The sequence below is a fragment of the Clostridium sp. C8 genome, assembly GCF_001010885.1.
GTDB classification, from domain to species: domain Bacteria; phylum Bacillota; class Clostridia; order Clostridiales; family Clostridiaceae; genus Clostridium; species Clostridium sartagoforme.
Genome location: NZ_LBMX01000082.1, coordinates 217,588 through 233,269 on the forward strand (window position 1 = coordinate 217,588; position 15,682 = coordinate 233,269).

The 15,682-nt window shown below is 28.1% G+C and carries 15 protein-coding genes and 1 pseudogene; 4 read left to right on the forward strand and 12 right to left on the reverse strand.

Annotated features, from left to right (window positions below):
* Positions 1–53: 53 nt before the first annotated feature.
* From AAT22_RS12510 to AAT22_RS12535, 8 genes and pseudogenes are all read right to left on the reverse strand, one after another.
* Positions 54–548 (reverse strand): helix-turn-helix transcriptional regulator, encoded by a 495-nt coding sequence (locus AAT22_RS12510; RefSeq protein WP_052953959.1) that lies wholly within the window; start codon positions 546–548, stop codon positions 54–56.
* Between the two features lie 398 nt (positions 549–946).
* Positions 947–1,063 (reverse strand): annotated as a pseudogene (locus tag AAT22_RS18845) (ATPase); the annotation flags it as partial.
* Between the two features lies 1 nt (position 1,064).
* Positions 1,065–1,229 (reverse strand): hypothetical protein, encoded by a 165-nt coding sequence (locus tag AAT22_RS19125; protein ID WP_156174323.1) that lies wholly within the window; start codon positions 1,227–1,229, stop codon positions 1,065–1,067.
* Positions 1,230–1,398: 169 nt separating this feature from the next.
* Entirely contained in the window at positions 1,399–2,127 is a 729-nt protein-coding gene (locus AAT22_RS12515; protein ID WP_047001463.1) for a DUF2812 domain-containing protein, read from the reverse strand.
* A gap of 15 nt (positions 2,128–2,142) precedes the next feature.
* The gene (locus AAT22_RS12520; protein WP_156174324.1) at positions 2,143–2,463 is read right to left on the reverse strand and encodes a PadR family transcriptional regulator; all 321 of its coding nucleotides are present in this window, start codon (positions 2,461–2,463) and stop codon (positions 2,143–2,145) included.
* A gap of 368 nt (positions 2,464–2,831) precedes the next feature.
* A complete protein-coding gene (locus AAT22_RS12525; protein WP_047001464.1) occupies positions 2,832–3,308 on the reverse strand; it encodes a pyridoxamine 5'-phosphate oxidase family protein in 477 nt (158 codons plus the stop codon).
* A 72-nt stretch (positions 3,309–3,380) separates the two neighbouring features.
* Entirely contained in the window at positions 3,381–3,995 is a 615-nt protein-coding gene (locus AAT22_RS12530; protein ID WP_047001465.1) for a DUF6273 domain-containing protein, read from the reverse strand.
* 729 nt (positions 3,996–4,724) lie between these two features.
* The gene (locus AAT22_RS12535) at positions 4,725–6,395 is read right to left on the reverse strand and encodes a glycosyltransferase (RefSeq protein WP_047001466.1); all 1,671 of its coding nucleotides are present in this window, start codon (positions 6,393–6,395) and stop codon (positions 4,725–4,727) included.
* Between the two features lie 154 nt (positions 6,396–6,549).
* Here AAT22_RS12535 and AAT22_RS12540 point away from each other — a divergent pair, with 154 nt between their 5' ends.
* The 3 genes from AAT22_RS12540 (at position 6,550) to AAT22_RS12550 (ending at position 9,832) form a co-directional block, all read left to right on the forward strand.
* Positions 6,550–8,289 (forward strand): TPR domain-containing glycosyltransferase, encoded by a 1,740-nt coding sequence (locus AAT22_RS12540; RefSeq protein WP_047001467.1) that lies wholly within the window; start codon positions 6,550–6,552, stop codon positions 8,287–8,289.
* Positions 8,290–8,454: 165 nt separating this feature from the next.
* Entirely contained in the window at positions 8,455–8,748 is a 294-nt protein-coding gene (locus AAT22_RS12545; RefSeq protein WP_016206708.1) for a hypothetical protein, read from the forward strand.
* 139 nt (positions 8,749–8,887) lie between these two features.
* Positions 8,888–9,832, forward strand: coding sequence for a DNRLRE domain-containing protein (locus AAT22_RS12550; protein ID WP_047001468.1), 945 nt, complete (start codon positions 8,888–8,890; stop codon positions 9,830–9,832).
* A 256-nt stretch (positions 9,833–10,088) separates the two neighbouring features.
* On the opposite strand, the gene AAT22_RS12555 is transcribed toward AAT22_RS12550, so the two are convergent.
* The 3 genes from AAT22_RS12555 to AAT22_RS12565 all read right to left on the reverse strand — a co-directional run bounded on the left by AAT22_RS12555 (position 10,089) and on the right by AAT22_RS12565 (position 13,488).
* Positions 10,089–11,486 carry a dienelactone hydrolase family protein gene (locus AAT22_RS12555; RefSeq protein ID WP_047001469.1) on the reverse strand — a complete coding sequence of 466 codons (1,398 nt, stop codon included), beginning with the start codon at positions 11,484–11,486 and terminating at the stop codon, positions 10,089–10,091.
* Positions 11,487–11,604: 118 nt separating this feature from the next.
* On the reverse strand, positions 11,605–12,300 hold the full coding sequence (locus AAT22_RS12560; protein ID WP_052953960.1) for a response regulator transcription factor: 696 nt from the start codon (positions 12,298–12,300) through the stop codon (positions 11,605–11,607).
* A 3-nt stretch (positions 12,301–12,303) separates the two neighbouring features.
* Positions 12,304–13,488, reverse strand: a complete 1,185-nt coding sequence (locus AAT22_RS12565; protein WP_242849820.1) for a sensor histidine kinase — start codon at positions 13,486–13,488, stop codon at positions 12,304–12,306.
* Between the two features lie 335 nt (positions 13,489–13,823).
* Here AAT22_RS12565 and AAT22_RS12570 point away from each other — a divergent pair, with 335 nt between their 5' ends.
* Positions 13,824–14,057, forward strand: coding sequence for a hypothetical protein (locus tag AAT22_RS12570; protein ID WP_047001471.1), 234 nt, complete (start codon positions 13,824–13,826; stop codon positions 14,055–14,057).
* A gap of 96 nt (positions 14,058–14,153) precedes the next feature.
* On the opposite strand, the gene AAT22_RS12575 is transcribed toward AAT22_RS12570, so the two are convergent.
* Positions 14,154–15,620 carry a protein adenylyltransferase SelO gene (locus AAT22_RS12575; protein WP_047001472.1) on the reverse strand — a complete coding sequence of 489 codons (1,467 nt, stop codon included), beginning with the start codon at positions 15,618–15,620 and terminating at the stop codon, positions 14,154–14,156.
* Positions 15,621–15,682 lie beyond the last annotated feature (62 nt).

Below are 15,682 nucleotides of genomic sequence, written 5' to 3' on the forward strand. Positions count from 1 at the left end.
ACATATTCTACATGATCTCACTCTTACATATATTCGTAAACATTAATTGATTTCTATTTATTATTTGAGTTTTTTTCTGAATACTTTACCCATGTATAGAATATAAGAATTATTCCTATAATAAGGCATCCACCACTGATAGCTTCAATAAATCCTGAGAAAAATTGTTGATAAGCTTTTACACCAGGTTGCCATATAACAGAATAGATTGCTGTAATAAATGATATTAATATGGCACATAAAGCCCCAACCAATGATTCATTTCTTTTCAATTTTTGAATCTCATTAAGTAATGAGTTTATAGTTTTATTGCTTTCTACCTCTACATTTTCTTCTTCAATATATTCACCCTTTAATAATTCACTCATTGAAACCTCCAATACTTTACTTATCTCTTCAAATAATGAACTATCTGGTAGACACTTACCACACTCCCATTTTGAAACTGCTTTATCAGTTACATTTAGATATTCTCCAAGTTCTGCCTGTGTAAGTTTTTTCTTTTTTCTAGCATCTGCTATAAATCTTCCGATTTTTTTTGTATCCATGATTACACCACCTTTAATAGTATAATAATTCCAAAATCACTATATTGAAACCCACCACAAGTAGAATCGATAGAGTAAAAGTAGAATATTACAAGTTTAGTAAAAAACTCATTTATGATACGATTCTACGCATAATTTAAAATACTCATATATGTCAATAGATTGATAATGATACTTGTAACTTAAATTTCTTCTAAAATCATTTTTTCAAACTCATTATTATTTAAATTTTTACCAATTTAACTCATATATTTTTTCTACTATAATTATAAATATTTCAATTCTAAGTTTTAATATATATTTTCATAAAAAATAAGCAGTAAAATTTGCTTAACTTCTACTGCTTATTATTAAAATTCATATTTAACCAATTAGGACAATTTCTATCTTCCCAAATTAACTATTTCATCAGTGTTTATTCTTTTCTCATCCATATTTTCATTATAATAAATAGATTTATATATAGAAGTTTTTCCTGCTCCATTAACTCCAGCAAATATAGTGTAATTTTTCATATTACTTACCTATAATTTTCATTTGCTCTCGTTGTAATATGATGTTGGATAAATTTGCATAAAAATCTTGTTCTTCTTTACTTTTTGAGCTTTGAAGTAATTTCATAATATCATTATAGGAATATTTTGTGAAAATATCATATAAATTAATATCCTTATTTTTCATATAAAGTACCTCCTAGAAGAAAGTTATTTATATAATATTATATACCGAATTCATCAAATAATAAACATACTCTCTTTTAAATTACCTACTAATTTTTGTTCTCCACAGATATACTTCTCTGTATATCTTGTAAATGAGATTTTTACATATTAAATGTTTTGAATAAAATTTAAAAAGACTTTTTATACTTCTTAAAGTAGACTGAACTTGAAAAAATAAAATAAACACCAAAAATTATAAAAAATATTGCGGAAAAATATAGTTTCCCAATTAAATGCCATATTCCTATAGCTAACCATAGAACGCCTGCAATTGCATATAATTTCCATGTGATTTTGTTATTTTCTGCTTCACTTTTACATCTACCATACCTGTTTATTTGCTTAATTCTAGAGTTATACGCTAAGTAAGGCATAAAATTAAAGATAAATATGAAAATATCAATTACTAATAACGCTAATATAATTAGAAATATAGGTCTTATAGCTATTGCAGAAATAACTAACAAGCTTATTAATACTATAGCTATTATTAAAGAATAGATTGTTCCCATTCTTGTTTGATTTCTTACACGTGTATATTTATCTATTTCCGATTTACTATCACTATAAATAGGCTTAGTCCCAGCTTGCGCTAAAAAAATATGCATTTGGTTATTGACAGAAAGAACAAGCTCCCATCCTGCTTCTTTGAATATAGTAAAATACTCTCCATCGGCATCCAATTGATAATCTAAACTATACACTATATTTTGAGGCTTATCTTTTCTTAGCTTATAGAAAAAACCTCCTACTATGTCCTCCAGTATCCAACCTTCCTTTGCATAATTTCTTAGTTTTTCCATATCACTTTCTTCACTAAAAGCAAGACCATTAATCATTATATATTTACTTCTCAAGAATATCACCCTTTCCTAATCCAAAAAATTTTCAGCAAATTTAACCATCTGTTTTTTACGCTCAATCTCTTTTATGAGCATCTCTCGTCCTTTATTTGTTATTTTATATACTTTTTTATTATCATCTGTGTCAGAACTTAACTCCACTAAATCTGCTGATAAAAGCTTTTTTAGTGTTGTATAAAGTGATGCAGGACCAATAGTAACTTCATTATTAGTAAGGTTCTCAATAGTTTTCATAATTAGGTATCCGTGCTTTTCCTCAATAACACTAGATAAAATATAAAAAGCAGAATCTGTTAGTTCCCCAATATCAATAGAATCTTTTCTTGGCATAAAATTCTCCTTTCTATTATATATATCATTTATTGATATATCATTAAATATAATATATCAATAAATGATACAATTGTCAAATATTCACATATATTATTTTGTAAACTCATACAAGTACTCATAATTTAAGTTTTTTATTAACCAACATTAATTACTGCTGGTTAGCACTATTTTCTCTTTTCTATCCAATATTTAAAGTATTCTAAATTTTAGTTGGTTTTATCTTTCTATTTGCTTTTTCAAAGTTTCAATCATAAAAAATACAACCACCTATAAATAGCCCTTTAAACTATCTACAGATGGTCGTATTCAAGGTAAAGATAACTTTACTATGCTTATATAATCAATTTCTCATATTCTTTATGGGTTTATTTTGCTGTTTTATTTATGAAATCAATTTCATAAATATGTTCACCATATTTTTTTTCGTTGTCTATAATTGTACCCTCTGTAAGAGAAATACGCAAGACGATTGAGTTAGGATTATCTTCGTCGCCAACTTCATCGAACCAATCAAAGACTTTTTTAAATTTCGCTCTAATTTCTCTGTTCTTCTCATCCTTGACCCAACCGAGATTTTCAGCTGTGCCCTGGAAAGTATACCACCCTAAACCACCAACGGAAACCTCGTTATTCTTCTCAATTTGTAGCATCTTATTTTTTGTTACATCAGTAGAAACATAAAAAGTGCAGTCTTCATAATAAGCACATACCATACGGACAGCAGGACGAGGATTACCGACAGTGTTTAAGGATAGTGATATTGTTGCAAGGGCGATAACTTCCTCTTTGCCATTTCCACAACGTTCTTCTATAAGTTTCATCGCATTTTCATATTTACTCATTTTAATTCTCCTTTAAACTTAATTATTTTATGTTGTGATTATAGTTAAATCACTTTAAAAGTGACCTAAGATTTACAATTCCAGCTTCAACCACAAAGCGGGACGGACACCACCATCTCGTTGTGCTCCAAAACTACGAAAGAATACACTATTTCTATTAATCCCCACACAACCACCTGGGTTACCATGAACATATGCAGCAACACGATTAATACGGCCAGGCGACCGAAGCCACCACCAATAATCATAACCCATAAACTTTGCTATTCTCTTATTGTTGTTCTCGTCTTTTCTTTGAAACCAATAATTTTGTTTTTTACTCCGATTTTGCAGTTTTTCGCTGCTGTCTCCAAAATATCTGCATACTACATCTTCAATGCCTAATAAAAATATACTGTCTTTCGTATCGTCTCCGCCCTTTGTACCATACCATGGATTATCTAAATTTTTATTTGTTACTTCAATTATTCTTGATTTATCAGTATCATTGAATTTGTCATAAAATTCACCATTAAGATATTTTCTTAATCCACATTCAGCCCATGTTATATCTTTATAATCATCATGGTAAGGCCGTTGTTCTATAATATCTTCCGTTATAATTAACGCAGCATTGTCTTCTATGTAAAGCACACGCCAATTATAACCTCTAAAAGATAAAGATGATCCGATTTTTATATCTTCCATTTAAGCACTTCCCCTCCTTTTTGTTTTCATCAAGTGAGTTATTTCCTACTAGTACTGGATTTGACTTTATTTCATTAAACTAATTATAGAACCTAATTCTAAACCTGTTATATTTAAAAATACTCTATCTATATCAAGTTCATTATCATACAATCTCTGTTATATTAAGTTAACATTTTCATCTAAATTATTTAAGTACTCTAATATATTGTTTCTTTTATTTTCTAAACTGCCTTTTACTATTGATTGATATTGTGTCTTTGTGAAAGCAGTTAGTTTTTTATTATCAAAGCCTTATGGTAACCATCTTGCATAATTTGATTGCTTATCAACATTATTTAATTGTTCTTTTAAATTTATCTTATCATCACTAGTATTCATTCTAAAAATATCAAGTGCAAATTTTCCACCCTATGGTAGCCCATAATAACATTCAGCACCAGCTCCAAAAAATAAAGAAACTTTAGCCATAATCCTCTCTCCCCTTTTTTATAATATTCCTAATGTTAATTATAACATATATTACATTTATTAACATAATATTACACTTATAAAATAAACATTAATTTCTCAGATATTAATGAAATTCTCATTTTTCTATTATAAGAAAAAATAGAACCTCAATAATCTGAAGGTTCTACTTTCTTTAATATAATATAAATTTATCTTATACATTATTAATGTTGATATTTCATCTTACTTAAGAAAACTATACTCTCTTAAATAAACTTAACCTTCTGACTGTATCTGCTTTTCTTTACTTTCACTAACTATACTTAATAAATACTCTTCTAATTTACTAATACTATTATCTATATTGAAGTTTAGTGCAGTTTCTCTTCCTCTTTTGCTTAATGATTCTCTTAATTCCTTATTAGTTAATACAGAAATTACTAAAGAAGATAATGAGTCTGAGTCATATACATCTGAAACTAAACCATTATATCCATTAGTAATAAATTCATTTATTCCTCCGCAGTTAGTTGTTATTACAGGAACTCCAGATGCCATAGCCTCTAATGGAGGCATACCAAACCCTTCATATACTGAAGTAAATAAAAATAAATCTGATTTTCTATAATACTCTGCTAAATCTTTTTGAGATGGCTTCTCTATAAAATTAATTGGAAAGTTAATGCCTTTTATTTGTGGAATTACCTGACATATCCAATTTACACTAAACCTATACCCAATATCCCAAACCTTTTGTAATGTTTGAACTGCTGTATTAAAACCTTTAAATTTTAAACCAGGGTTTCCTACTAATAGGATAGAGTTATTAAACTGGTGTGATTCAGTATAATATAAATCAATATCTATAAAATTAGGTATTATATATGATTCTCTATTAAATCTCGCTTTTAATACTTTACTTATAGTTTCCGATACGCTAGCTAAGTTAAAATTACACCTATAAATTTTTAATAGTTCTTCTCTATAGGGGTGTTTAGATGATAAATCCCCGTAATCACCAAAAATGAATTCGCTTCCCTGTTCACAGTAAACTACTGGTATTTTACTATCCTTCAACTCATAAATTTGATTAAAAAATCCACATACTACAACATCACATTGATCTATATATTCTATATAAGATTTATCTAAAGGAACTATTACCTCTTGATCTATTTTTGTATCAAACCACTCTGGAATAACAGTATCTCCCTCTTTTCCTTTAATAAATCCAACTATTTTATGTCCTCTTTTCCTTAATTCTTTCATCTGTGACAAAAGCATCTTCAGTCCACCAGTTAAATTCTTATGAGGAAGTATATATCCTATAGATAGTTTCTTTTTATCTATATTGCTTTTATCTATATTAATAATATTATTAAATTGTTTATTTATATTTTCTTTCGGGAAAATTTGAAATAATTCTGCAAAGTTATATCCAATTTGAACTTCTTTATAAGAAAAATCATAATTTATAAAGTCTATAATAGACCACTTACTCTTATGTTCTTCATATTTATTACCTAAATACTCTTCTTGCTTTGCTGGATATCTTGGTGTAGATATTATTAATGACTTATTAACATGATTCATAAGTTCCTTAATAAATTTTTTCCCATCTTCTTTTTCAAAATGCTCCAATACATCTATAAGTAATATACAATCATACTTTGGAAGATTCTTTATTACCTCCCTAGCATCTCCATAATATATCTTATTGTACACATAGTCATGTATAGGATTTTTATATTTTTCAAAAGCTTCTATACCTTCAATGTTTATTAACCATTGATCCTTATTATATCTTTCAAAAGGCAAATCAAGTATTTCCCTCACCATTAAACCATACTTTCCAAATCCTACTCCTATATCTAAAATTGACCTAGGATTTTCACTCTGTATCTGATCTAAAATACTAGAAATTGCTTGGTACCAACTTGTAGGCATCTTTGCTCTCCTTTATACCTTTAAATTTTCTAATAGCTATAATATACTCAAAACCTTCTTTTGTTACAATTATTGAGCACAATAGACTAATTTAATCATATATTACTATATACTATTTAAAATCTATTCACTTATTTACAAGGAGATTGGTAACATGTCATTAAGTTTATGTATGATTGTAAAAAATGAAGAAAATACATTGTCTCGTTGTCTCGAAAGTGTTAAAGACATCGTAGATGAAATTATATTAGTTGATACTGGTTCTACAGATAGTACAGTTGAAATAGCTGAAAGTTATGGTGCAAAAATATTTTTTTATAAATGGGATAATAGTTTTGCAAATGCTAGAAATTATTCTTTAAGCAAAGCTTCAAAAGATTGGATCCTAATTATGGATGCTGATGATGAATTAGTAAAGGAAGATAAAGATAAAGTAGCTTTACTCATTAATAATGAAGAAAATAAGTTAAATGCTTATTTTGGAGAAACGCTTAGCTACTCTGGAGATTTAAAAAATTATAATATATATTCTAATTTGAATATTAGATTTATAAGAAATGGTAAAGGCTATAAATTTATTGGTGACATCCATGAACAAATTACACCTGGAAGTGAGGATGAAAAAAAACAAGTTTTCTTAGGGTTAGTTGATATAAGATTTTATCACTATGGGTATCTTAACGAGACTATTATAAAAAAAAATAAAAGAAAAAGAAATATGGTTATAATTGAAAAGATGCTTAAGAATGATCCAAATAATGCGTTTATGCTTTATAATATGGGAGTTGAGTATTCTGCTAAAGGAGACTATTCTGAAGCCTTAAAGTATTTAAATAAAGCATACAAGAATTTTACTCCTACAGCTGGCTTTGGATCAAAATTAATTTTAAAAATGATTTCATGCCACGAAACTTTAAACAATCTTGATGAATGTTTAAAATTAATTGAAATCGGACAAAAATATTATCCTGCCTGTACTGAATACGAATTCTGTAAAGCAAATATATTTTATAAAAAGCGAAAATATCTATCAGCTATTGAGTCTGCTAAAAAGTGTATATCTATGGGAGAATCCCCAGTGCTTCTAAGAGAAATTTCAGGTATTTCTACCTATAAATCATATTATCTGCTAGGAATTATTGCATATAATATTGGTGCCTATGATGATGCTTATGATTATTTAAATACAACCCTTAAAATAAATTGTAAATTAACAGATGCTCTTTTTAAAATTTCTGAAATATTATTTAAAAACAATACTGATATTAAGCAAATACAAAGTCAATTAGAAAGCTACTTTGATACTATAGATGAGGACACTACCTTTTTACTATCAAAAGTCTTTTCTATACAAAATAAGTTTGACATAGCTTATGATTATATTAACAATATAGAGGAGTCTACAGAAAATACTCAAAAAATTTCTTTTTATAAAGGTATTTATTTGTACTACCTAAAAAATTATACAGCTGCTTTAGAAAATCTCAATAAAGTAACTGATGAAGAATATTTAAATACTTCAGTATACTGTTGTATCTTGTGTTCTCTATTTACAGAAAGATATCAAGATGTTGATAATTTAATTAGTGTTGCTAAAAACTTTAATGAGCCAGAAGAAATTATCATATATAATAGCTTTATATCATTGATTAAAGGAAATTCAGATACTATTTTAGAAGATACTGTTACCTCCAAGAGCCTATTGCAATCTATATTTAATCTTCTGGAAGTTCTTTTAAGAGGAAACTGCTTTGATGAATTTAATAAGGCCCTAAAGCTACTTAATCACATTAGTGATGATAGCATATCTTTAAATTTAGGTAAGTTATATTATAAATATGGCTATTTGGATTTTTCCTATAAAGAGTTTATTAAATCTATTAAATTAAATTAAAAAATAGATGTTACTTCGCTGTCTATAATGAATTCAATTCTTCTACAAAAAAAATCTTAAGTTATTTCAACATTACTTAATATTTATATCACATTCATTAGTACTCTATCATATCTTATGATAGAGTACTAATTATTCAAAATAAAACTATGGAGATGATTTGCAATGGCATTTAATGCTAACTTTGATAGTCCTCAAACTGCATCTGGTAGATATGTTAGTATCCTTGGTACAGTTCCAGCTAATACTGCATTTGTAGAAGTTATGCAAATAACAGTTTCTAGATTTGAATCTGGATTTGAATATTTTTATCTAACAAAGGAATACGTTAATTCAACCTCCTCACCAAGTGCTGTTAGTGAAAGTATAACAATCGCAGCTGTTCCTGTGATTTCTGCTTCTGATGCAGTTACCTTTACTTCCTTCGGTGCTATTATAGGTGAAGTAGACCTTCAATAAGAATAAAATATTAAAGGCTTCATTTAAAGAAACTAAGGTATAAAGAATTTTAAAGTGAGTTTCAATAAAATACCATGTAATAAATAAATTATTGGAACTCATTTTCTTCTTATATATATCTCTATCATGAGGTGGTAAAATGGCAAATATAATTATTCCAGCAGCAAAGAGTCTTACTGTTACAAGTAAATATCCAGATAAAAGCTTAAATGAGGGCACAATAACAATAGGATTTGATAATAAAAATACTTACTATAGCTATTTATTTTTTGATGTTTCATCTCTACCTTCTGATATTGTTATATCTAGTGCTGAGCTTGTACTTTTTAAAACTGATCAATTTTTTAATAATATTGATCAAAAACTATCAATAAGTCCGCTGAGAGATTACTTCAGCACATATACAACATACAACAATGCTCCAAATTATGATCACTATTCAATAATAAATTTTTACCCACTAACATCTAAAGTTGCCGTGACAATAAATGTCACTAATATAGTTTCTGCGTGGATAAAAAATAGGCCAAGTAATAAGGGGATTATTATCTATGGAAGGAGTACTGGTACTATTGTAAATTTTGGCTCAGTAAAAAATCATGATACTTATCTAATTCCATTTCTGAAAGTTCACTATGAGCATCTTGGTGATATCAGATATAATAAAACTATCTGTAGAGATCATAACACTAAAAATTGTAATGAAGAATGTCTTAAAATATGCAAGGACGAACTTAAAGAAATGTTTGCTAAAATTTGCAAAGATATTTGTTGTAGACCTAATCCACCACCAGTTCCACCTACTCCAAGCCCAAATTCTGGTACTATTGTAGATGTTGATGTTACTGGAAATGTAGCCCCTTATTCAGTATATAATATAATTATAGAAGTTGAAGTCACAAGGGCTCTAACTGGACAAAAAGACTATTACTATACGTCTGATGTTTATATTAATTCATCGAACGCCAATAGTTTACCTATAAATAAAACCTATCAAATTGCGGTAGTACCTGAAATTCAACCTGGAGATACCCAGTCAGTGAACTTATATGGCTCATATAAAGGTCCTGTGATAAATCCTTAAGAAGGATTCAGTAACCATACACATTAAAATTACTTTCATATTTAATTAATTTACTTCTTAACTTTTATTACCTTCTAGGACCTTTTTTTATTAAAGGTTTATTCTTACTATTGCATTTATTTATTCTAATATTTGTAATATAAATTTAGTTTATTTGATATCTTTTAAATAATTCATAAATGTCGATTATTCATATCATAAAAAAAATAAAGGCAGATTCTAACTTTTGCGTAAATCTACCTTAAATTTCTTAATCTTAATCTATCTTAGGAACTTTTCTACTAAATTCAATTTGAAGATTAGAAATATTATCTTCTAATAATGAATTTTCTTGATTCTTAATATGCTTATCAAAGAAAGCTAAGGAATAATCGTTAACTATTTTTATACATTCAAAGGAATCTATTTCTCCAACTCCAAGCTTTTTAGCTAAAAATGGTGATATTCTTGGAAGGTCTGTAAAATTTAAATGCCCAGAATCCTTTATACATAGTGAATATGCAGCATTTTTAGAATTGTTATAAGCTTTTATATTTGGTAGGTAATCATCGTTTTTACCTTCATTCTCTTGAAATAAAGCCCCATACATTAACATAAGAGGTTTATTAAAGTCTTCTTCTGTGATTATTTCACTATTATCACTATTTAATCCTTTAATGTCTCCTATCATAGTTCCATCAATAACAATATCAGCCTTTACATCTTCTCGATTTCTTGCAACCTCAGCTGATGCAGCTCCTCCAAGAGAATGTCCAAAAAGTCCAATGTTATTTAAATCCATATGTCCCTTTAAAACTTCACCTGATGTTCCCAGATTTCCTACTTTTATACTATTAATTACAAGTTCAATATCCTTGGTTCTTAAATCTAGCCATGAATGAGTAATATCAAAAGCCTCTTGTCCTTTTATATCATCTAACTGAACTCCTATTGCTTCATTTAAAAACTCATTATTTACAATTGCTGATTTACCATCTGCAAATGAAGTATAGAAAGCTTGATAAGTATGATCAATACTAGCTACAACATATCCATGACTAGCTAATTCTCTACAAGTTGAAGCATTACTCATACGCATACCAAAAGCACCATGAGAGAATATAACTAAAGGATACTCTTTCTGTGCATTAGAAATTTGAGCACCTTCCATATCATACTTAACAACTTTTCCTTCTCTATCTGAAGGATACCAAAACTGAACTGCAATTTTACGATTACCACTTGTTTTAGAAAGTGTTTCTATACGATTATCATCTATAAAATCTACAACCACAGTACCTACATCGAAGTTACCTGTTGGTTCTGGAAGTGAATGAAAAGGTAATACAACTGTTGGAATAAATACACACACTGCTAATAAAAATAACTGAAATACTCGACGAATACCAGCTAACAACCCATGTTTTGGCTCCTTATGATTGCGTCTAAAAATTCTTGGAATTGAAATTAGAAACATTATTATTGTGAATATATAAAGTGGAATAAATCTTGTTACTATAGTATTCTTATCAATGAAAAGGTGAAGTATAAGAACACCTACAGCTGCCAAAGGAGTAAAATCAATAACTCTAGGTATTTTCTTACTGGTCATTAATGGCCATAAGAGCATAGGAATATTTAATACTATTATAAGGATTTCTAAAATAGTTAACATAGTGAACCTCCACAAACTTACAATTTATTATATATTAATTGTATTCCATGGAAGTCTTTTACACATCTGTCTGAAGTAACAACTTAAGTCATAATAATATATGACTTGAATCATATATTTAATTGCTTGAATTCTCTTTAATAGCATATAAAGTCAATTTACTTCTATCCTCCACTTCCAACTTGCTATAAAGGTTACTTATATAATTCTTAACCGTACCAACTGAAATATACAGCTTTTTAGCTATTTCTGTATTTGACATGCCTTCTCCCACTAAATTAAGTATTTCTCTTTCTCTATTGGTAAGCTTTAATTTAGTATTTACTTCTTTCGAAATAATAGAGATTTCTTGACTATCTTTATTCATAGACTTGAAATCACTATAATTTATAGATTCTGAAATATGAGAAATTACCTTTGCTGCAATTTCTGGTTGCATAATTGAGTTTCCTTTATAAGCATCTCTAATAGATGATACTAATTTTTCAGAAGACAAATCTTTTAGAATATAACCCACTGCTCCATTTTTTAAGGCATCTATTATAAATTCATCATCATCAAAAGTTGTTAAAATCAATATCTTAACCTCTGGATATTGCTGTTTTATAATTCTAGTACACTCCACCCCATCCATAATCGGCATACGTATATCCATAAGTATTACATCTGGCCTTACACTAGGTAGTTTTTCTAAAGTATCTTTTCCATTTTCACACAACTGAACCACTGTTAAATCATCTTCTAAGTCAAGTATGTTTTTAAGTCCTTCTCTCATCAATCTTTGATCATCTGTAATCATTACTTTAATTTTCACTTTTTATAACACCTCACAAGGAATTAATACATTTGTTTTAAAACCTTTTCCTTTAGAACTATAAAATTCTACAGTTCCTTTTAAACTTTCAACTCTTTCTTCAATTCCTTGAGTTCCATATCCTTTTTTAAGATTTGAACATCCAATTCCATTATCATTTATACTTAATTTGAATATATTATCTTTTATTTCCATATTAATTTCAATTTCAGATGCTTGTCCATGTCTTATAGAATTTGTAATACTCTCTTGTATAACTCTAAATAATGTAATCTCCATTTGTGATTCTAATTTTAGTTCTTTAGGTAGTAAATTGTTTAAGGTTACTTTTGCCTTGGTATTCTCCATTGTTTCATTGATAATAGCATTAATAGATGAAAAAAAAGATTTTTCCTCCATTACTTCAGGTCTCAATGCTTTTATACTTCGTTTTACATCATTAAATCCACTTCTTGATAATTTCTGTGCCTTTTCTAATTCTTCAGGAAGCCTATAAGGAGCTTTTGATGCTAGTTTTTTGCAAGCTTCAAGTTGGATAATCAAGGTTGTTAAGGTATGTGCAAGAGTATCATGAATTTCTCTAGCCATTCGAGTTCTTTCTTTTTCCACTATAAGTTTTTCCGCTGCTGCTGAACTTTCTATAAGCTTCTTATAGGTTTCTTCTAGCTCTTCATTCATTCTTGCTAGCTTTTCCTTTTCACTAATTTGAACCTTTACTAAATAACTCATACCAACCACAAAAGCTATTGCAACTCCATAGTTAAAAATCATAGCCAAAAAGGACTGCATAGCTTGAGTAAATCCATTTTGTACGATATATATAGTAAATGTAGAACTTAAATAAACAATGATTAAGAATATTGAATATATGAATTTATGTATAATTACCATTGAAGATACAAAAACAAAAAATAAAAGCAAATTGATATTATTTTTATCAAAAAAGCTTATTGATAATATAAGAATCATTTCAAAGGTCATACTTATTATTATATAGGCTATCGATTTATTCTTTGAAACTATGAAATAATCTCTTGAGTAATTAACCAAAAATACAAGCACAATAGTTGGTATAATATATATCAAGCTTTGAAAATTGTTATTAACAATTAATAGAATTGTGGCAGAAATATAATTAAATAACTTTATCCAATTTGTAAAATTTCTAATATCAAAAATCTTTGTCATAAATTCCCCCATAACACTATTACTCTTAATTATATTACTTTGGATGTTTTCTATTGTATATACTACTTTTATTATATTCCTATTAGAATTATCTATCAACTTATAAAATTACTTTAGTTTATACATATACAAATGTAGATAATCTTTTACTTAGCTTTATTACAAGTTTCTAATTCCTAGTTTAATTACCTATTTTATTTCTTAATTCTTTTTTCTATTTAGATTAATATTTTTACTGTTTGACATAGAATTACAAGGTATAATATAATCATTACGATAAACTTTTGTTATTTAAAGATTAAATGAATATAGTTCATTTACTAGGAGGTAAAGGAATGAATCAAGGACAAGAACAATTTTTTACTTTTATTTTAGAAAGAGTACAAGAAAATAAAGTTGAAGAAGCCAAAGCATTACTAGCTGAAAGTTTCAAAAAACAATCTGAAGGTACTTTTACACATGATTATATTTCAAAATTTATTCCTACAATGATTGCTTTATTGAAACCAGAAAATGTTGAAGAGGTTCAATCAATCATGGTACAGTTTTCTAAGAATTTAAAGCATTAAAATAAACTAAAATACTTTAAATAAATAAGGGCATTACTTTTTATGGTAAGCCCTTTTTAACATAGTTTTTTCTTTACTATAATTTTAATTTATTACTTATGTTCCGCAAAATGTTCTATATTTGTTATTTGAAGGCTCTGGCAGCGTTGAGTACTCATATTGTTCTTTTGAATATGCAAATGGCTTTGAAAGAGCATCTAAAAGTCTATCCATAACTCCATAATCATCATTTTTTGAAGCAGCGGTTAATGCTTCCTCTACCCGATGATTACGTGGAATTATATAAGGATTAGAATTTTGCATAAGTTGTTTAACTGATTCTTTTGTTTCTGGCTGCCTTGTTAATCTATCTTCCCACAACTTATTCCATTTGCTAAATTCAGATGTACTAAACATTGCAATATCATCTTTTTTGTCGAGAGTTAATGAACTAAAGGTGTTGGTATAATCAGCACCATATTTATGCATCATATTTAAAAGATTTTCAATTAACCTTTCATCTTCAGTTTCTTCATTAAATATTCCAAGCTTTGACCTCATTCCAGATAACCAATTTTTCTTATATATATTTTCAAACTCTAAAACTGAATTTTGAGCCATTTCTATAGCCTCATCTTGATTTTCATGTATTAATGGTACTAATATTTCAGCAAATCTTGCAAGATTCCATGCTGCAAGTTTAGGCTGATTTTCATAAGAATATCTTCCTTGAACATCAATAGAGCTAAATACTGTTTTAGGATCATATACATCCATAAATGCGCAAGGCCCATAATCAATAGTTTCTCCACTAATTGTCATGTTATCTGTATTCATAACTCCATGAATAAATCCAGCTAATTGCCATTTTGCTATAAGTTCTGCCTGTTTTTTTATTACATTTTGTAAGAATAATAAATACCTATTTTCTTCATTGATTATATTAGGGTAATGCCTATTTATAGTATAATCTGTTAATTCTTTAAGCTCATGAATATTTCCAAATCTTGCAGCAAATTCAAAAGTTCCTACACGTATATGGCTTGATGCAATACGAGTTAATACTGCTCCTTTTAAATAACTTTCTCGGATTATTGACTCCCCAGTTGTAACTACAGCTAAACTACGTGTTGTAGGAATCCCAAATGAATTCATTGCTTCACTTATAATGTATTCTCTTAGCATTGGACCCAATGCCGCTTTTCCATCTCCGCCTCTTGAATATGGTGTTCTACCTGAACCTTTAAGTTGAATATCTACACGTTCTCCTTTAGGAGATATGTGCTCTCCTATTAATACAGCTCTGCCATCTCCAAGCATTGTAAAATGTCCAAACTGATGTCCTGCATATGCTTGGGCAATTATTGTAGATTTATCTAGAATTTTATTTCCTGCAAGAAACTCCACACCTTCATTGCTTTGTAAAAATTTTGAATCTAATCCTAATGAATTTATTAATGAATAGTTAAGAGCAACTAATTTAGGTGATGGAACTTTGCTTGGGGTTTGTACAGTAAAAAATATATCTGAAAGCTTTGAATAACTATTATCCAACTTAAAACCTTTATCTCTTAATTCTTTCATATCTTCTCCTTTTCTTAACTTTATATAAATATTTAATTATTCATTTTTAGTTTTTGCTTCTA